11 protein-coding genes and 3 pseudogenes are annotated in these 18,312 nt (G+C 67.6%); 8 read left to right on the forward strand and 6 right to left on the reverse strand.

The window, feature by feature from the left end; translation table 11 throughout:
* Positions 1-24: 24 nt before the first annotated feature.
* Positions 25-4,308: a discoidin domain-containing protein gene (locus ACIBEI_RS05630; RefSeq protein WP_398885394.1), complete on the reverse strand. Its 4,284-nt coding sequence runs from the start codon at positions 4,306-4,308 to the stop codon at positions 25-27.
* Between the two features lie 509 nt (positions 4,309-4,817).
* Between ACIBEI_RS05630 and ACIBEI_RS05635 the strand changes: the two genes are divergently transcribed.
* The 6 genes and pseudogenes from ACIBEI_RS05635 to ACIBEI_RS05660 all read left to right on the forward strand — a co-directional run.
* Positions 4,818-8,267, forward strand: a complete 3,450-nt coding sequence (locus ACIBEI_RS05635) for a CARDB domain-containing protein (RefSeq protein ID WP_398885396.1) — start codon at positions 4,818-4,820, stop codon at positions 8,265-8,267.
* Positions 8,268-8,644: 377 nt separating this feature from the next.
* Positions 8,645-9,130, forward strand: coding sequence for a hypothetical protein (locus tag ACIBEI_RS05640; RefSeq protein ID WP_398885398.1), 486 nt, complete (start codon positions 8,645-8,647; stop codon positions 9,128-9,130).
* Complete coding sequence (locus ACIBEI_RS05645) at positions 9,127-9,441, forward strand: winged helix-turn-helix domain-containing protein (protein ID WP_398885400.1); 315 nt, start codon at positions 9,127-9,129, stop codon at positions 9,439-9,441. Before ACIBEI_RS05640 ends, ACIBEI_RS05645 begins: the two co-directional genes overlap by 4 nt.
* 150 nt (positions 9,442-9,591) lie before the next feature.
* Positions 9,592-9,729: a hypothetical protein gene (locus ACIBEI_RS05650; RefSeq protein ID WP_398885402.1), complete on the forward strand. Its 138-nt coding sequence runs from the start codon at positions 9,592-9,594 to the stop codon at positions 9,727-9,729.
* 478 nt (positions 9,730-10,207) lie between these two features.
* On the forward strand, positions 10,208-11,020 hold the full coding sequence (locus ACIBEI_RS05655) for a leucine-rich repeat domain-containing protein (protein WP_398885403.1): 813 nt from the start codon (positions 10,208-10,210) through the stop codon (positions 11,018-11,020).
* A 99-nt stretch (positions 11,021-11,119) separates the two neighbouring features.
* Positions 11,120-11,287: pseudogene (locus ACIBEI_RS05660) on the forward strand (transposase); the annotation flags it as partial.
* A 215-nt stretch (positions 11,288-11,502) separates the two neighbouring features.
* On the opposite strand, the gene ACIBEI_RS05665 reads toward ACIBEI_RS05660, so the two are convergent.
* On the reverse strand, positions 11,503-12,354 hold the full coding sequence (locus tag ACIBEI_RS05665) for an acyl-CoA thioesterase (protein ID WP_398885404.1): 852 nt from the start codon (positions 12,352-12,354) through the stop codon (positions 11,503-11,505).
* A gap of 284 nt (positions 12,355-12,638) precedes the next feature.
* Positions 12,639-12,896 (reverse strand): annotated as a pseudogene (locus tag ACIBEI_RS05670) (IS701 family transposase); the annotation flags it as partial.
* A gap of 21 nt (positions 12,897-12,917) precedes the next feature.
* Between ACIBEI_RS05670 and ACIBEI_RS05675 the strand changes: the two are divergent.
* Positions 12,918-13,130 (forward strand): annotated as a pseudogene (locus tag ACIBEI_RS05675) (transposase); the annotation flags it as partial.
* A gap of 416 nt (positions 13,131-13,546) precedes the next feature.
* On the opposite strand, the gene ACIBEI_RS05680 reads toward ACIBEI_RS05675, so the two are convergent.
* Positions 13,547-13,903: a hypothetical protein gene (locus tag ACIBEI_RS05680; RefSeq protein WP_398885406.1), complete on the reverse strand. Its 357-nt coding sequence runs from the start codon at positions 13,901-13,903 to the stop codon at positions 13,547-13,549.
* A 613-nt stretch (positions 13,904-14,516) separates the two neighbouring features.
* Here ACIBEI_RS05680 and ACIBEI_RS05685 point away from each other — a divergent pair.
* Positions 14,517-15,077 (forward strand): GrpB family protein, encoded by a 561-nt coding sequence (locus ACIBEI_RS05685; RefSeq protein ID WP_398886295.1) that lies wholly within the window; start codon positions 14,517-14,519, stop codon positions 15,075-15,077.
* 155 nt (positions 15,078-15,232) lie between these two features.
* Here the strand turns inward: ACIBEI_RS05685 and ACIBEI_RS05690 are convergent, their stop codons facing one another.
* Complete coding sequence (locus ACIBEI_RS05690) at positions 15,233-15,469, reverse strand: hypothetical protein (protein ID WP_398885408.1); 237 nt, start codon at positions 15,467-15,469, stop codon at positions 15,233-15,235.
* A gap of 390 nt (positions 15,470-15,859) precedes the next feature.
* Positions 15,860-17,749: an alpha/beta fold hydrolase gene (locus tag ACIBEI_RS05695; RefSeq protein ID WP_398885410.1), complete on the reverse strand. Its 1,890-nt coding sequence runs from the start codon at positions 17,747-17,749 to the stop codon at positions 15,860-15,862.
* Positions 17,750-18,312: the final 563 nt, after the last annotated feature.

The following is an 18,312-nucleotide window of genomic DNA, read 5'->3' on the forward strand; positions in this document are numbered from 1 at the left end:
GATGGACGCCTTTCGGCGAGCAGGTCAGGGATTGATGTTGATCCTGAAGGTGGAGGTGGTGTTGCGGATGTCCACGGCGTTCCCGTTGAGGCGCAGGCCGTTGAAGGTGACCTCACCGACCGCCGGACCCTGACCCGGTTCCGGCAGCTCGTTGGCCCACAGTCCGAACCCGGACTTCGCGTCGTAGGCGTCACCGCTCTTGCGGGCGCCCGTGATCGAGATGTCGGTGAGGACCGTGTCCTTGATCGGGTTCACCGGCTGCCCGCCCACGTACTGGGTCTGGAACATGATTCCGCTGTAGGTCGGATCCACGATGTCCACGTCGTTGACGCGGATGCCCTGGAACACCTTCGAGGCGGAGAACAGCCAGATGCCGGGGAAGGTCTGACTGCCCCAGAAATGGCCGCCGGAGCGGACCACCGAGACGTTCTCCACGGTCGTCGGCTCGGTGCCGAACCCGTTCATCGGATAGCCGAAGTCCAGCGAACTGATCGTGATGCCCGAGTAGACCAGGGTGTCGGCGATGTGGATGTTGCGGAAGGTGTTGTCGTAGCCGCCGTAGACGGCGATGCCCGCGGCCCGCCAGGTGAGGATCGAGGTCAGGTTCTCGTAGAGGTTGTCCTTCATGTCGGCGCCGCCCGCGTCGATCGCGGAGAACAGCGCGAAGCTGTCGTCGCCGGAGGCCCGGGACTCGTTGTTGACCACGTGGTTGTCCGTCGAGCCGTTGGTCATGTTGACGGCGTCGGCGAATGTGTTGCGAATGCGCGAGTTGCTGATCGTCACCCGGTCGGTGTTGGCGCCCCAGTAGAGGCAGACCATGTGTTCGGTCCAGGTGTTGTCGATGACGATGTCCGACACGTTCGCGAAGTCGAACACCTTGCCAGGACCGTCGATGCGCGAGGTGTAGTTGCCGAAGTAGGCGAAGTTCCTGAACGAGGAACCCTTCGCGGAGTTCTCGGCCCGGAAGCCGACGTCGGTGTTGTCCTGGCCCGACGGGGCGTGGAACTGCGTGTACCAGGGCCCGGCGCCGACCACCTGCACGGCCTTGCCGTACACCTGGAACTTGCCGGCCGTCTGGTAGTCGCCCGGCGGGAGGTAGACGCCGGTGAGCCTGCCGGTGGTGTCCATGCGGACCCGGTCCAGGGCGTTCTGTACGTCCTGGTGGCCGAAGCCGGTCGGGACGGCGTACGCGGCCGGGTCCGGGTTGGCGATCGGCGTGACCTGTTCCAGGCTGACGAAGTCGATCGCGTACCGGGAGGTGTTGGCCGTGTCCTTCTGCAACCGGATCTTCGCCCCCTCCGGAACGGTCTCGCCCAGCATCAGGTGCGCCTCGTCGTAGATGTGGCGCGGGGCCCCCGCGGACGGGGAGTTGCCCGGGCCTGCCTCCGCCCCGTACAGCCAGGCGTACTTCGAGGTGAGCGGCAGCACCTTGCGGAAGGTGCCGTCGACGTAGACGTTGAGGGTGGCGTCGATGCCGCCGCCGCCCGCGGAGTCGGGGATGGAGAAGCGGGTGACGAGTGTGTTGGTGGCCGCCTTGGTGGTGAACTCCACGTACTCACCAGTGCTGTTGAGGGTCACCGCCTTGCGGCCCGACGCCTCTCCGGCGAGGTCGCCGACGGTCCGGTTGGGCCCGACAGTCGCCGCTCCGCCGCCGGTCGCGCCGTCCTCCGCCTCGTAGATGTCGAAGGGCATGTTGGCGCCGCGTCCGACGAACAGGGACTGGGTGGCGCTGTTGTTCTCCCGCTTGACGGGCAGTTCGCCGGCGTCGGCGGCGACGGTGGTGCGTACCGTGTACGAGCCGTTGGCGGCGGTCCAGGTGCCCATGGTGACGGCGCCGGTGGTGGCACCGGCGGCGATGGTGCCGTCGTACGAGCCGGTCAGGGTCCGCACGGTGGCGCCGTTGGAGTCGACCAGTGCGACGGTGATGCCGTGCGCGCCGCCCGCCGAGCCGATGGTGCCCTGGTTGCGCAGGGCGACCTTGAAGGTGACGGTGTCGCCGTCCGCCGGGCCGGACGGTGAGGTGGTCAGCACCGGCACGAGGTCGGAACTGCTGACCGGACGTACGACGAGTGAACTGGCGCTGGTGTAGGTGTTGTTGCTCTCGTTCTGCTCGATAACCGCACCGGCGTCGTCGGCGACGGCGCTGAGCTGGTAGGTGCCCGCGTCGCGTGCCCCGATGGAGGCGGTGACGGTGCGTTGCGCTCCGGCCGCGAGGGCGCCGACGGCCGCCGTGGCGACCTTGGTGCCGCTCAGGCGCAGTGCGACGGCGCTGGCTGGTGCGGCGGCCTCGCCGCTGTTGCGGACGGTGGCGGTGAGGGTGATCTCGTCGGACTCGACCGGTGAGGCCGGCGAGGCGGTCAGCGCGGTGACCTCGAGGTCCGGGTTGGGTGCGGCGGTGCCGATCACCTGGAACTCGGCGATCTGTCCGGCCGGGGCGCCCGTGTTGGAGGTGAAGCGCAGCTGCACGTCGGCCACCCGCGCGGTGACGGGCACGGTCACGCTGTTGCCGCTCGACGGGCTGAAGACGTAGTCCTTCGCGGCGACCAGGCTGGAGTAGCCGGTGGCGTCCTGCTCGCGGCCGAGGACCTGGATGTTCTGGGTGCGGGCTCCCCAGGCGCTGTCCGGGTTGAGCTTGAGGACGAGCGAGGAGACGTCGGCGTTGGCTCCGAGCTTCACGGTGAGGGTGGCCGGGTTGCCGGAGCCCTCCCAGTAGGTGGAGGTGCTGTTGTCGTTGGCATTCTCGGCGACGAAGGTGTGCACGGTCGAGGAGGCCGTGATCGGTTTGCCGACCGCGAGGTTGGAGCCGGGGCCCGAAGTGCCGTTGCGCGTCACGGTGTTGCTGTCGCCGGAGACGTTTCCGGCAGCGTCCTTGGCCCGCACGAAGTAGGAGACCGTGGCACTCGCGGAGCGGTTGTCGGTGTACGTGGTGACCGTACCGGCGACCGTGGTGAGCAGGCTGTTGTTGGCGTACACGTCGTAGCCGGTCACGCCGGTGTTGTCGCTGGAGGCGTTCCAGGCGAGCCTGATCTGCCCGGCGGCCGGTTCGGTGAAGGCCAGGTTCGCGGGCACGGTGGGTGCCTGGGTGTCACCGCTCTCGCCGCGGCGGGTGACGGTGTTGCTGTTGCCGGAGACGTTCCCGGCGGCGTCCCTGGCCCGCACGAAGTAGGAGACCGTGGCACTCGCGGGACGGTTGTCGGTGTACGTGGTGACCGTGCCCGCGACGCTGGTGAGCAGCTCGTTGTTGGCGTACACGTCGTAGCCGGTCACGCCGGTGTTGTCGTCGGACGCCTGCCAGGTCAGCCGGATCTGGCCAGTGGCGGGCTCGGTGTAGGCGAGGTCCGCGGGGGCGTCCGGCGCCTCGGTGTCGCCGCTCGCCGGGCCGTAGACCTCGAGTTCGGACAACTGGGCGGCGGGCTGACCGGTGTTGGCGGTGACCAGCACCCGCACGTACCGGGTGGTCGTCGGGTCGAAGGAGATCGTCACCGAGTTGCCGTCGCCCGGCGCGAAGGCGTAGGCCTTGGAGGCTGTCAGGTCGGAGAAGTCGGCGCCGTTGGCGCTGCCCTGGATCTTCAGGGTCTGGCTGCGGGCTCCCCAGCCGTCGGGCAGGCGCAGCACCACCCGGTCGACGCGCAGGGAGGAACCCAGGTCCGCCTGGATCCACTGCGGCAGCTCGTTGTTGCGGCTCTCCCAGTAGGTGGCCTTGTTGCCGTCGGCCGCGTTGGCCGGGACGTAGGTCTCGTGGTGACTGGCGGCGGTGAGCGTGCGGCCGCGCGCCAGGTTCGCCGAGGAGTCACCGGACTCGCGAACCTCCAGCTCGGAGAGCTGCGCGGCCTGCCACCCGGTGTTGGCGGTGATGTGGATCCGTACGTACCGGGCCTGGGCGGCGGGGAAGGTCACCGTCACGGTGTTGGCGCTGCCGGGGCTGAAGGCGTAGGACGCGGAGGTCTTCAGCGTGGTGAAGCTCGTGCCGTCCGCGCTGCCCTGGACGGACAGGGTCTGATTGCGGCTCTCCCAGCCCGCCGGCAGCTTCAGCACCACCTCGTCCACGCGGGCGGTGGCGCCGAGGTCCGTCTGGATCCACTGGGGGAGGCTGCTCCCCGCGCTCTGCCAGTACGTTCCCTGGTTGCCGTCGGTGATGTTGCCCGCGGCGTACTCGGCGTGGGCGCTGCCGGCCGTGGCGGGCCGTCCGGCGGCGAGGTTGGGCCCGGCGGCCGCCGCGGCGGCGGTCAGTGACGGCAGGCCCAGCAGGAGCAGAGCGGTCGTGAGGACGGCGGCGATCCCCCGCCATCCCCGGCGTTGCGGTCTCATGTGTCCCCGATCTCCGACCCGAACCGGATGTGGGCGGCCCCGGGGCGGCTGTGTGGGTGGGTGTCCGTGGGGGTGTGCGTCGCGCTTCGATGTGCGGTGGAGCGCACTCTCTTTTGCGTCGATCGATCAGAGAGTTGCAGACGCTCGACGGTACGTCTATGGCGTGAGCATGGCGGAAACGGAGGCCTTGGGGGCCCCTCCCACCTGTTGCACCACCGGGACAGCGACTTTCGTGCAGGCTGTCGGAAAAGCGCAAGCGAGCACGCAAGTAACGCAAGCTGCTTCCACGTCAACTACCGATGATACCGGGACCGTTGACAAAGCGGAGACGGGCTAGAAACCTGTGGGCGTAGTTTCCGCAAAGAATCGACTGAGCAGCTCAATTTGCGCGCAAGGCCGGTGCATTCCTCGACGGACACTTCACTCCCCCTCTGAACTCCCCTGTGCCTGCCCCGGCGTGCCCGGCCCGTCTGTCGCGCTTCCGCCTCCCCCACGGAACAGAGGACCCCATGAGATGGAGACCCCTCGGCCGCCGGTCACTGACCGGCGCCGTCATTGCCGCGCTCATGACGACCGGGCTGATACCGCTGGCCGTCACGTCGAGCGCCCGGGCCGCCACCGCCCCGGTCGACAGCGACCGCGCGAAGGCGGCGGCAGTCGTCAACCTCGCGCTCGGACGTCCGGCCACCGCGGGCGGCTCGAACGGCCCCTACACCGCCGGGAACGTCACCGACGGCACCCAGGCCTCCTACTGGGAGGGGCCGGGCGGCTCCTTCCCCCAGTGGGTCCAGGTCGACCTCGGCGCGACCCGGACCGTCGACGAGGTGGTGCTCAAACTCCCCGCCACCTGGGAGAGCCGTAACCAGACGCTGTCCCTGCAGGCCAGCACCGACGGCTCCACCTTCCGTACGCTCGCGGCCTCGGCCGGCCGGGCGTTCAACCCCACGCAGGCCAACACCGTTCCTGTCGACCTCACTTCCCCCGCGGAGGCGCGGTACGTCCGCGTGCACATCACCGGGAACACCGGCTGGAACGCCGCTCAGCTCTCCGAGCTGGAGGTGTACGGCGACGACGGCGGCACCACTCCCCCGCCGACCGGCACCAACCTGGCCCGCAACAAGCCCGTCGAGGCCACCTCCTCGGTCCACAACTTCGTCGCCGCGAACGCCACCGACGACTCCACCTCCACCTACTGGGAGGCAGCAGGCCACCCCTCCGACCTCACCGTCAAGCTCGGGGCCAACGCCGACGTCGACGCCGTGGTGGTCAAGCTCAACCCGGACCAGGTGTGGGCGGCCAGGACCCAGAGCATCCAGGTGCTCGGCCGTGAACACTCCGCGAGCGGCTTCACCTCGCTGCGCGACCGCGCCGACTACGCCTTCAGTCCCTCCTGGGACAACAACTCGGTGACCATCCCGGTCACCGGCCGCTGGTCCGACCTCCGACTGCGCTTCTTCTCCAACACCGGGGCACCGGGCGGCCAGGTCGCCGAGTTCCAGGTCGTCGGCACCGCCGCACCCGCACCCGACCTGACCGTCACAGGGCTGGACTGGACCCCCGCTGCCCCTTCCGAGCGGGACGCGGTGACCGTGAACGCCACGGTCCGCAACGCGGGCACGGCACGCTCGGCCGCCACGACCGCCGAGGTCAGCCTGGAGGGAACGGTCGCCGGCAGCGGAACCGTACCCGCACTCGACCCGGGCGCGTCCGCCACGGTGGCCGTCGCCGCGGGCACCCGTCCGGCCGGCAACTACGGCGTCTCCGCCGTGGTCGACCCGCGCAACACGGTCGCCGAACTCGACGACAGCAACAACAGCCGCACCGCCGCGAACCGGCTGGTCGTGGGCCAGGCCCCCGGCCCGGACCTCGAAGTACGCGGCATCACCACCAGCCCGGCCAACCCGGCCGTCGGCTCGTCCGTCTCCTTCACCGTCGCCGTGCACAACCGCGGCACCACCGCGGCGGCGGCCGGCTCCGTGACCAGGCTCCAGGTCGGCTCCACCACGCTCAACGGCCCGACCGGCCAGGTGGCGTCCGGAGCCACGGCGAACGTGGCGATCAGCGGAACGTGGACGGCGACCAGCGGTGGGGCCACTCTCACGGCCACCGCCGACGCCACCGGGGTCGTCGACGAGACCAACGAGAACAACAACGTGCTCGCCAAGTCCCTCGTCGTCGGCCGTGGCGCCGCCGTCCCGTACACCGAACTGGAGGCGGAGGACGGCCGCTACGAGGGCACCCTGCTCACCGCCGACGCCAAGCGGACCTTCGGACACACCAACTTCGCCACCGAGTCCTCGGGCCGCAAGTCCGTCAGGCTCAACTCCACCGGCCAGTTCGTCGAGTTCACCTCGACGACTCCCTCCAACTCGATCGTGGTGCGCAACTCCATCCCGGACGCCGCGGGCGGCGGCGGAGCACAGGCCACGATCAGCCTGTACGCCAACGGCACCTTCGTACAGAAGCTCAACCTGTCGTCGAAGCACAGCTGGCTGTACGGGACCACCGACGACCCCGAGGGACTGACCAACTCGCCCGGCAGCGACGCCCGTAGGCTGTTCGACGAGTCCCACGCGCTGCTGTCGCAGAGCTACCCGGTGGGCACCAAGTTCCGCCTCCAGCGGGACGCGGGCGACACGGCCGCGTTCTACGTCATCGACCTCGTCGACCTCGAACAGGTCGCGCCCGCGGCCGCCAAGCCCGCGAACTGCACCTCGATCACCGAGTACGGGGCCGTCCCGGGCGACGGACTCGACGACACCGACGCCATCCAGCGGGCGGTCACCGCCGACCAGAACGGCCAGATCTCCTGCGTGTGGATCCCGGCCGGGCAGTGGCGCCAGGAACAGAAGATCCTCACCGACGACCCGCTGAACCGGGGCCAGTACAACCAGGTCGGCATCCGGGACGTCACCATCCGCGGCGCGGGCATGTGGCACTCCCAGCTCTACACCCTCACCCCGCCCCACCAGGCCGGTGGCATCAACCACCCGCACGAGGGCAACTTCGGCTTCGACATCGACCACAACACCCAGATCTCCGACATCGCCATCTTCGGCTCGGGCACCATCCGAGGCGGCGACGGCAACCACGAGGGCGGCGTGGGACTCAACGGCCGCTTCGGCAAGGGCACGAAGATCACCAACGTGTGGATCGAGCACGCCAACGTCGGCGTGTGGGCCGGCCGCGACTACTCCAACATCCCCGAACTGTGGGGCCCGGGCGACGAGTTGGAGTTCTCGGGCGTACGCATCCGGAACACCTACGCCGACGGCATCAACTTCGCCAACGGCACCCGCAACTCCACCGTCTACAACTCGTCCTTCCGCAACACCGGCGACGACGCGCTCGCCGTGTGGGCCAGCAAGTACGTGAAGGACACCTCGGTCGACATCGGCCACGACAACCACTTCCGCAACAACACGATCCAGCTGCCGTGGCGGGCCAACGGCATCGCGGTGTACGGCGGTTACGGCAACACCATCGAGAACAACGTCATCGCCGACACGATGAACTACCCAGGCATCATGCTCGCCACCGACCACGACCCGCTCCCGTTCTCCGGGCAGACCCTTATCGCGGGCAATGCCCTGCACCGCACGGGCGGCGCGTTCTGGAACGAGGACCAGGAGTTCGGTGCCATCACCCTCTTCGCACAGGGCCAGGACATCCCGGGCGTCACCATCCGTGACACCGAGATCTTCGACTCGACGTACGACGGCATCCAGTTCAAGACGGGTGGCGGCGCGATGCCGGGCGTGAAGATCACCGACGTCAGGATCGACGGGTCCAACAACGGGTCCGGCATCCTCGCGATGAGCGGGGCCCGCGGCAGCGCCGCCCTGACGAACGTCACGATCACGAACTCGGCCGAAGGGAGCGTACTGATCGAGCCGGGCTCGCAGTTCACCATCACCGGCACACCCAACGGGGCGTCCGCCGCCCGTATGAACCGCTGAGTCAGGGGTCTCCGGTGAACCGCTGAGCCAGGGGCCCCGGCCACCGGCGGACGGGTGCCGCCGGAAACCCGTCGGCACACCCTGTTCCGACCATCCATCCACCCAAGACGCCGGTGCCCCGCGCTCCCCTCGGGGCGCGGGGCACCGGCACTGGCACTGGCACTGGCACTGGCACTGACACTGACCAGCCGCCCACCGTAGGGGCAGACCGGGACGATCCGCATCCCGGATGCGCGCACGTCGACGATGGCCTGCTGGACCAGTTGCGGGGCCGGTCCCTCTCGATCGAGCGGCAGCGCTACGCCGCCGGGAAAGTACTTTCCCGTTGGGAAACTCCATGCTACTTTCCTTATAGGAAAGTAGGGCGAGGAGGGCAAATGACTGACCAGGTACGGCCGGAAGAGGCCGCACGCGCGCTCACCGAGATCGACCGGCGGCAGGAGCAGATCGTCCGCATGGCCAGCCTTCCCCGCTGGTTCTGGTGGGCCATCGCCTTCCTGATGGTCGCGTTCGCAGCGGTCGTCGACACCACCCAAGGTGGTCTCATCCAGGGGGTGGCCACCGCCCTGCTCGTGGCCGGTGTGCTCACCACTGTCGGGTTGGTGGCGTTCCGCTCGGTCCGCATCGCCCAGCCGCACAGCAAGCTGTTCGGCCCCCGTATCGTGGCCGCGGACCTGGCCTTCGCGGCGGTCATCGTCGGCGTATCGCTGGCGGCCACGCTCATCCTCAAGGCGTCCGGGGTTTCATACGCCGCGACCTTCGGCGCCTCGATCACCGCCGTGGTCCTTGTCGTCGGTGGACCGATGTACACCCGGTACCGTCAGGGCCTCATGCTCGCGAACCGGTCCGGGAGCCGACGGTGATCACGCCCAAGTTCGACGAACTGATCCACGCACCCACCCGGCTCTCGCTCGTCTCCCTGCTCGCGGCCACCGAGTGGGCCGACTTCCAGTTCCTGCGCGACAGCGTCGGCCTGTCGGACTCCGCCCTGTCGAAACAGCTCACGACGCTTGAGGGCGCCGACTACATCGAGATCCGCAAGGGTTTCGTCGGAAAGCGGCCGCGCACGTCGGCGAGGCTCACCAGCGTCGGCCGCGCGGCCTTCGACCAGCACGTCGCGGCTCTGCAGGAGATCGTCGCCAAAGCGGGCGCGTCAGTGCTCCCCTCGACCTGAGAGGCGCAAGGAAGGCACCCTTGACGGCTACGGTGACGGCAACAGCGGCTCCAACAACTACCCCTGGAGGCAAGGGGGTTCACCGGCCGTGCGGAAGAACTGGCCCGGCTGGACGAAATCCTGGCCCCTGACGCACAGCGGTCAGCCACGGTGGTCATCTCGGCGATCGCCTGCCGGGGCGGCATCGGCAAGACCTGGCTGGCGTTGCACTGGGCGCACCGTCAAACCGAGCGCTTCCCCGACGGTCAGCTCTTTGTGGACCTGCTGGGTTTCAACCCATCCATGTGAACTGGTGCGGTGGCTTGAAGTACGGCTCAGAACGACTCACTCGGGCACTACGCCTCCAGCGGTCGGATCGGACTCCGCCCCACGGCCACCGGCGAACCTACACAGTCAGAGCCCTGGCTGTGATGTCTCCCAAGGCCGGTGCCGCGCCCCGCAGTGTCAAGGGCTGGCCTCACAATCAGGGTGGCAGGCACGGTGCGCGGTGCGACGGGGCGGGGGGCGATGCCTCGGGCCCGGTCGGCGGACATCCGTCCGGCGCGGCCGCCGAGCAGGCGCTGCACGGTCGCCGACGCAGCACACGCCGTACTCCCGCAGCGCCGCCGCCTGCTTCGGTGCTCTCAACCAAGAAAGTCGCCCCACCGTTGTGGAACGTCCCGATTCCCCCACCGCGGCACTTTCACCACCCAAGTTCGCGAGCTGGGGCGTCTCTCGTCCGCATATTCGCTGTGCCGGTTCACGACACCGTCCGTATCTTGGCGGCATGACGGATGAGGGAGAGCCGCAGCTCTTTGTGAACCGCTGGGGCGACACGTCGGGCCCAGCGCTGGGTGCGGGCGGGCGCCAAAGGGCAGACGCATGCTCGTGCTTCGACCAGTCCAGGCCACGCCCACAGGCCCGGGTCGGGTTCCACACCGAACGGCAGGACACCTCCGCGCCAGGTTGGCAGCACCTGCTGGACCTGGTCGACGAGGCCGCAGCCGACGGACGCGAAGAGTTTCGCCCTCTGGTCGAGCTCAGCCCCGAAGAGCGGCGACAGGTCATCACCCTGCCGCCGAGCATCGCCAGGCTCACCGCCGTCAAGCACCTTGTGCTCTACGGCAGCAACCTGGTCCGGATTCCGGCCGAGATCGGGGCCATGAGCAGTCTGGAGGAGTTCACCCCTTACACCTCCTACCGGCTGCACTGGTTCCCGTACGAGATCACTCGATGCCGGACACTGAGCCGCAGCACGGTGAGCACTCGCTCATTGTTCGGCAACTACAAGCTGCGACCGCCCTTCCCACGGCTTCCAATTGCCCCGGACCCCGTCGCGGGGCTCGACCTGGGAAACCTGGATCCTCGGCGCTGGGGCGCCACGGCAATCCACCGTTGCAGCGTCTGCGACCGGCCGGTCTCACCAGATGGACTGCATCAAGTGTGGATATCACTACGTGTGGCCACCGATGTGCTCCCTCTGCTGGTCAACGCCTGTTCGACCGAGTGTGTCACCGAACTACCCGCCGGCTCCCAGGACTACACCCCCACACCACACCAAGGCGGCCGGGTCGAACAGACAGCGTCCGACTGGGATTGACCCAGTCGACCCTCATCGCATGCTGCTCCTCAGAGATGCGTCAGCGGGAAAGCACCTACCGGATGGCGCGTCGGACGGGGAACTGGCGACGTCGATGGGACCCGGGCCGGGGTGGAAGGCAGCATCTCGCAGGCGGTGCGGCGCACTGGCACCCGACGTACTCGCTATCGCGGCCTCGCCAAGACCGCTTTGGCCCAGGTCCTGACCGCGGCCGCTCTCAACCTCTACCGTCTCGACGCCTGGTGGACCGGAACCCCCTGGGCACGACACGAGTCTCCCACTACGAACAACTTGTCCTCAGCCTCACGGCCTGATCGACAAAACCCACATCACATCGGCCAACAGAGTCCACAGGGGCGGCAGAGCCTCCAGGAGTCGGCTGGATCGAGTCCCAGAATCAGGGCTCCTCCGCAGACGCGGATCCGGCCCAGTGGCGCCGCGATGCCGGGATGTACCTGGGCCTGTCCCCGAGAGGACTGTGGTCAGTCCGCCGTCGGGGCCGCTTTCAGAGCTTCGGAGGTCAGTTCGCCGCGTGGGCCGATGGCGTCAGCCACGCTCAGGCAGGTGCTGTCGTGGAAGATACCGAGTTCGTAGTGCACGGAGTCGGTGTCGACGGAGCAGACCGTGAGCCCGATCTCGTAGTCCCCCGGGTAGGTCACCTCACCGAGATACTGGATCTGGTATGACAAAGGGGGCAGATCTGGCACCGAGCCCGCACCACTTGTCCCAATCGAGTGCGAGGTGAAGGTGGCCACGGCCTCGTCGTACCAAGTGGTCAATGCGATGAAGTTGACGTGCTGGTTGGAGTCGACGTCACCGATCCGGGAACGCAGCGTGGCCCAGTGCGAGTAGTGGGCACGTTGCAGGCGTTCAGGGCGTGGACGGGCAGCTGCCGACGTTCCTGTCTCCGGTAGCTGCATCTCGTCGAGATCGGCGATCAGCTCGTCCGGAAGCTGGAGCGGCCCCGAGTTGTCGGCCAGCACGACGGTGGCGTCGCCCCTGCCCACAGGCTTGCCGTCGACCATGATCACCTGTTCGAAGGTGAATGAGGAGCGCCCGATCCGGCAAACGCCGGTGTGCACTTGCACGTGGGTACCGGTCGGGCCGGCCGGAGCAAGCCGGTTGACCCGTTGGCCGACGAGCAAGATCTGGTACGGCCCGAAACCACCCTTACCGATGAGGCGTTCGAAGCGGTGCAGCCGCAGCCGGATCCGGGCGTCTTCCAGCCAGCGGGCCATGCCGATTGTGCTTGCCGAGCCGTTTCGACCAAGATCGGCCTGTCGCACCCGGACATCGATCTGTATACCGAGCCTCTGACCGTCAGGAGTGTTCATGCATGATGATCTTAGAGCAGCGTCAACTTCGCCACCAAGTCGGACTGGGCACACCACGCGACCAGGTCGAGTTGCTCCAAGCCGCACCGCGACTGTGCGCAGCACCGACGACCTTGCCTTTGCCGACGCGCCACCAGCTCCGCGAAGCTCGGCCGGCGTGCCTCCAAACACGCTCATCTCCATGTCCCGGTACTCCAGTCAGAAATCGTTGCCTGAGCTGGTTCTTCTTCGGTAGTGGCAGCGGCGGGCTGCGGCTTGGTGTCGTCTGCGCCAGAGGGGCCAGTTCAGGGCGTGTGCAACGGGTCCGAGGTGGGGGGGTGGGGCGCGGCAGCAGAGCGTCCAGGAGTCGGCGGACTTCTGTCACGGTGAAGTGGATGGTGCTGGCGGGGTCGTTTCTGCGGGCCCCCCTTTAGTGGTCTGGCTGCGACAGCGGCCAGGAACGCGTGGGTGAGCATGGCCAGGGTGATGTGCCGGTACCAGCCCGGATAGCGGCGGACTTCGTACTCGCAGGGGCCGCTTTTGTTCTTCGCGGCCTGGAAGGCTTACGGCTGGCAGCTGGCGGCGCCGGACACCGCACACCCGACCGCCTCCAGCTGCTCCTCAACGGCGCCCGCTGGAACGCCGATGGCCTCCGCGACGACCTCCAGCACTACGTAGCCGAACGGCTCGGCGAGCCCGACGGCATCCTCGTCCTCGACGACACCGGCTTCCTCAAGAAGGGCACCGCCTCGGCCGGCGTGCAGCGCCAGTACTCCGGCACCGCCGGCCGCGCCGAAATGCTGCCTTCATACTGCCCCTCCTGAAGTGATGAGCGATGGCTTGGGCTTGATCTGCGGTGATGCCGCGATCAGAACTCGGCAGGCGGCCTCGGTCTTCGGGTTCCACGGGACGCACAGGCGCCCGACGGGGGTGTGGCGGGCGGCGAGTTGGCCCCACCCTGAAAGTTCAGTAACAGGCGTAGACCCTCCACGAGTTTCTGCGTCCTGGAGGGGGCGGCACAGGACTTCTTCGGGGCCTCTTCCTCTGCTCTGAGGAGCGTGGCGACCGCTTCGGTGCGCAGGCCGGCCTGCTTCTCGCTGATGGTCCGTGGTGAAGAGGTGGGCGCGGCGCTCGCATGGGAGGCCGGCGAGGGCGGCCCCGGGGATGCCCTCCGTGACTCATGTCGAAAGCGGACTGCCCTATCGGCGCAGCGTCAGCTCGCCACGCTCGTAGATCCATCCCCACTGAGGAGGGTGCGCAGCCGGTGAGCTACGTCGGTGGTGCTGTGCCCGTCCCACACGGGCGCGGTCTCTACCTCGGGCACGCCACCGAACAACGACCAGCTATTGGCTCGGTAGTGATTGCTGACCTGCCCCGTGGGGAGCTGGGCCATGACTATGAACCAGCCGCCCCCGAAGCATGGTTCACCGTCGTGGTGCTTCCATGAGCGGACGACGGGGTACCTGGCGGCCAGCCAGGCCCGGACTGCGTGTGCGTGGTAGAGCAGCCTGAATTCGTACAGCTCGTCGAAGGTGTGGAACCCGTCGGAGATGCTGCCGGTGTCGGTCATTACTGGCTCCGGATTGTGTAGAGCCCGCGGCGCGGGCTGCGCCGCTAACACGCGGCGGGTCTTGCCCACCTTGCCGGGCACCTCGACAGCCTGGCCGGGCTGAAATGGTCAGCCCGGTAACGTAACTCAGGCCAGACTTCGTTGCAAGCGTTGCCTGCCGAGAGCCGCTCGAGTGAGGACCCTCGAGTGAGGACCCGGGATAGCGGCGGCAGACTCAGGGACCGCTCGCAGATCGGGTTCTTGTGTACTGCACTCACAGGAGGGACGCCAACGTCGTTAGCCCCGGCGCCGACAAAGTATCCGCAGTGATGACGGAGGGGCAGCCGCTCATCCGAGGGGCCAACAGTCCTCTGGCCCGCCTCAGGAGCCTGTTGGTTCGCGCGCCGCAATCCATGCCGCTGAGCAAGGACAACTGTGCCTGGGCCGAACATGTCGCGCTGCACGTAGAATCGACCTTTTCCGGGTCGAGCAGGAACGCGTCGCCGCTCCCGGCGCGACGCAGGTCCCGATCCGCCGAGCCCGCGTGACGACGGCGAGGCTCGACGAAGCCGCCAACCGCAGCCCCGTCGATCGAGGTGGTGAACTGGCGCAAGACGTAAAGGATGTGTTGGTGATGAACAACAGCAGGCCCCGTCGGCCGGACGTCACGACGGTCGAGATCATCGGTGGTCCAGAAGCGCTCGAGGTCGGCCTTGGCAGCTATGACGCCCGGTGGGCGGAGGTCTACCTGCATCACCGGCGTCGGATCCTTGACGCGTTGGCGGCGGTGGACGTCGATGTCGAGCACATTGGATCGACTTCGGTTCCAGGCCTTGCCGCCAAACCGATTGTTGACATCGTCGTCGCGGTGGCCGACATCACAGCAGAGGAGGACTACCTCGACGGGCTGTTGGCCGCAGGCTACGAACTGCGGGTTCGCGAGCCAGGACATCGGCTCGTGCGTACGCCGACTCGCGACGTTCACGTGCACGTATATGAACGAGGGGACGCGGCGGTGCACGAGTACCTTCTCTTCCGTGACCACTTGCGCACCAATGCAGACGATCGCGCCCTGTACGAGAGTGTCAAACGAGCTCTGCTCAGCCAGCAGTGGAACGACATGAACGACTACGCCGACGCCAAGAACGACGTCATCCTCGCGATCAAGACTCGAGCCAGGTCAGCTCGCCAATGACGCGGGATGGCGTCACGGGTTTGTGATCTGTGAATCTGTTCGACTGGCGACGCCTACGTCACCGGCGCGGAACAGTCAGGTACGCGGCGCGATCTCCCCGACGCCCTCCGACAGATCCTCCTTCTCCGGGCGTGTCACCACGCGGTAGGTGCCGTTCAAATAAGTTCGCGTGCAATTTCCTCGATCGCGGCCAGCGCCGTCTCGCCCACTTTGGGCACAGCGAAGGTCAGGTATCTGTCGATGGCCGAGACGATCACGGCCCGGGACTCGTCGGCCGCCCGGTCGGACTCCAGGGTCTTGCGCAGCCGCGAGACATGGGTGCGCAGCACGGGCACGGCCGCCGTCGGAAGGTCCTTACCCCATACGGCGTGGACGATCGGCGGTGGTGACATGGTGCCCGCGCCGCGACGGCAGCGCCGCCGGCACCACACGCTGCTGAGGCGAGCCGAGGATCAGCTCCTCCTCGTCCGCCATAGCAGGGCTGCCCCCCGGGCGAAGCGCAGGGAGGCTTCGGTAGCTTTCCCACATCTTGGCTGTGGCTGCGCGGGCTCCGTTCCGGTTCGCTGTGTTTCCCTCAGGCGCTCGCGCCTCGCGCTTCCCCGCCGCCGCTTCCCGTAACACCTCCGCAGCCGCTGGGCAGAGCATCCGCTAATGGCGGCCGCGGAGAATGCGGCCTCCGGGCTGCGGGTCCTCACGGATTTCCTTACGCCGACCGCCGACCGCCGACCGCCTGCCGCCTGCCGCCTGCCGCCTGCCGCCTGCCGCCACGGCCCGGACGGCAGCTACGTAGCGTCCCGGCCGTGTCCGAGATGCTCGTCCAAGAAGTGCTCCACTGCGTGGTACACGGCGATCAAGTTCTCCGGGTTCTCGATGGAGTGCCCTTCGTCGGCCATGAGTATGTACTCGACGGGGACCCCACGTGCCCGGAGAGCCTGGACCATATTGTCGGATTCTGCCTGCGCTACTCGGGCGTCGTTGGCGCCCTGGGCGATGAGCAGCGGTGTACGGACCTGGTCCACGTGACTGATCGGTGAGCGGGCCAGCATGTCGGCCTCCTGCTGCGGATCCGCGGGGTCGCCGACCCAGCGGAACCAGTTGGCGGCAAGGGCCGGCCGGACGAACTCCGGCTGGTTGCGCAGGAAGTTGGCGAGGTCAGAGACCCCGAAGATGTCCACAGCAGCGGCGAAGACATCGGGCGTGAAGGTGACTCCGACCAGTGCCGCATAGCCCCCGTAGGAGCCGCCCACGATCGCCACCCGGTCCGGGTCCGCGTATCCCTGCTGGATGGCCCAGTTCACACCGTCGATCAGGTCGTCGTGCATTTTGCCGGCCAACTCCCCGATGCCGGCCTTCATGAACGACTTGCCGTACCCCGTGGAGCTGCGGAAGTTCACCTGAAGCACCGCGTAGCCCCGGTTGGCCAGCAGCTGGACAAGAGGGTTGAACCCCCAGCTGTCCCGGTCCCAGGGACCGCCGTGCACAAGCAGGACCAGCGGCAGCCGGTGCGGCTCTGTCCCGATTGGCAGTGTCAGGTGAGAGGGGAGCGCGAGACCGTCCCGAGCGGTGATCGCCACCGGTGTCATCGGTGCCAGCTGCTCGGGATCCAGGTGGCCAAGGGGCCGGAACAGTAGGCGACTCTCGCCCGAGGAGTGGTCGTAGAAGTATGTGGCCCCGGGATCGCGGTCGTGGGTGAAGCTGACGACCCACCGCTGCTCGCTCTCGTCGGACGAGATGTGGGCCAGGTCGCCATCGGACAGATTCCTCAGGTTCTCCAAGACCTCGGCGAAGTGCGGGTCCAGTGCGTTGATCACCAGTCGTTCCCCGAGGTAGCGAACTCCGATGAGCTCGCCGGTACGTCGGCTGAAGATGAGCGGCGAGGGCAGTGCGGGAAAGACACGGGCTCGTGTGTCCAGGTCGTACTGCGGGTGGGAGTCGATCTCCGTCTCCTCGCCGGTTTCTGCATCCAACCGGGCCAGGCGGAGTCTGTCCGAGCCCCGGTTCGAACCGAAGAGAACGCCGGCGTCGGCGGTAACTTCCAGCGGATAGACGCCCAGCGGATAGTCCGCACCGTCGAACTGCGCGATGTGGCGCAACGTCTGCGTGGCCTCGTTCCAGCGCGAGAGGTTGAGGTCGCCCTGTTCGGTGACGTCGCTGGTGAAGAGGTCTCCGCTGCCGCCATAGAAAAGGGTGGTGGCAGCGCCTCCGGTGTTCTCCGCGAGGGTCCGCAGTTCACCGGTGGCGATGTCCAGCTCGAAGAGGTCGAACGCGGCGGGGTTCCGGCTGTTCGAGGAGAACACCGCCTTCCCCGGCCGCGCGGCGGGCAGCTTCAGATCCATGATGCGTGCGCCGGGGAAAGGGGTCAGGTCAGTAGCCCCTGCGTCCGGGTCTTCGAGATCGACGCGGTACAGGTGCCGGTTCTCGTCGCCCCCCTGGTCCCGGGTATAGAGCAGCCACCTCGGATCGTCGGTCCAGTGATAGCTCAGCAGGTTGCGGTCCTCGGAGGTGACCCGCCGTGCGTCCCCGGGCGCGTCGACGCTCTCGATCCACAGGTTCAGGTGGTTCCCCCAAGGAGCCAGGTACGCGATCTTGGTGCCGTCCGGCGAGAGGGTGGCCCTCGAACGGACGGGAGGGGCGAAGAACTCCTCGACGCTGATCGGCTTCGGCAGTGCCATGTGGGTCCTTCCTGTGGCTGTCCCCGGACAGCGAGTGATGAGGCCCTGGTGATGGTCGGCAAGGGCTCTGAGTAGGTCCGCAGCCTGGAGCCGGTCACCGTTCAGCGATCGAAGGCTGTCACTTAATGACAGTGTCACTAAGTGACAGTAATGGCAAGTGCGCCGCACGTCCAGCCGCCATGGGCCGTCGACTGCAGCCTCACCTCTCCCGAGCGACCGCCCAGCCGGCAGTGAACCCGTGGCGCAGGTCACATGCGCGAGGGATGGGCAATACTGTCACCAAGTGCCAGTATTGCAGTTAGTGACACGATGGTGAGGTCGCGCAAGATGGCCTTCGGGAGAGTTGACCGCCACGAAGATCACGAGCTTCCTGCTGCGAGTCGGGTGACCGTGGTGCGGATTCATGGCGCCTTCGAGCGGCTGCAGTCCCGTCGAGTCAGGAAAAGCGCTACGCCGACAGGTCGACGGTCGAGGTCGACGAACCCAATATGCCGTCAACGGCCCTTGTAGATCGCGCCATGCAGTAGGAACTGGTCCTGTTGCCACGTATTCAAGGAGTTCAC

Origin of the sequence: Streptomyces sp. NPDC050988, from assembly GCF_044456225.1 — a bacterium.
GTDB lineage: Bacteria > Actinomycetota > Actinomycetes > Streptomycetales > Streptomycetaceae > Streptomyces.

Coding starts and splice junctions, on each gene's coding strand:
- ACIBEI_RS05685 (WP_398886295.1), top strand. CDS start 14,517: ATGAACAACAGCAGGCCCCGTCGGCCGGACGTCACGACGGTCGAGATC.
- ACIBEI_RS05655 (WP_398885403.1), top strand. CDS start 10,208: ATGACGGATGAGGGAGAGCCGCAGCTCTTTGTGAACCGCTGGGGCGAC.
- ACIBEI_RS05665 (WP_398885404.1), bottom strand. CDS start 12,354: ATGAACACTCCTGACGGTCAGAGGCTCGGTATACAGATCGATGTCCGG.
- ACIBEI_RS05630 (WP_398885394.1), bottom strand. CDS start 4,308: ATGAGACCGCAACGCCGGGGATGGCGGGGGATCGCCGCCGTCCTCACG.
- ACIBEI_RS05680 (WP_398885406.1), bottom strand. CDS start 13,903: ATGACCGACACCGGCAGCATCTCCGACGGGTTCCACACCTTCGACGAG.
- ACIBEI_RS05690 (WP_398885408.1), bottom strand. CDS start 15,469: ATGTCACCACCGCCGATCGTCCACGCCGTATGGGGTAAGGACCTTCCG.
- ACIBEI_RS05640 (WP_398885398.1), top strand. CDS start 8,645: ATGACTGACCAGGTACGGCCGGAAGAGGCCGCACGCGCGCTCACCGAG.
- ACIBEI_RS05635 (WP_398885396.1), top strand. CDS start 4,818: ATGAGATGGAGACCCCTCGGCCGCCGGTCACTGACCGGCGCCGTCATT.
- ACIBEI_RS05695 (WP_398885410.1), bottom strand. CDS start 17,749: ATGGCACTGCCGAAGCCGATCAGCGTCGAGGAGTTCTTCGCCCCTCCC.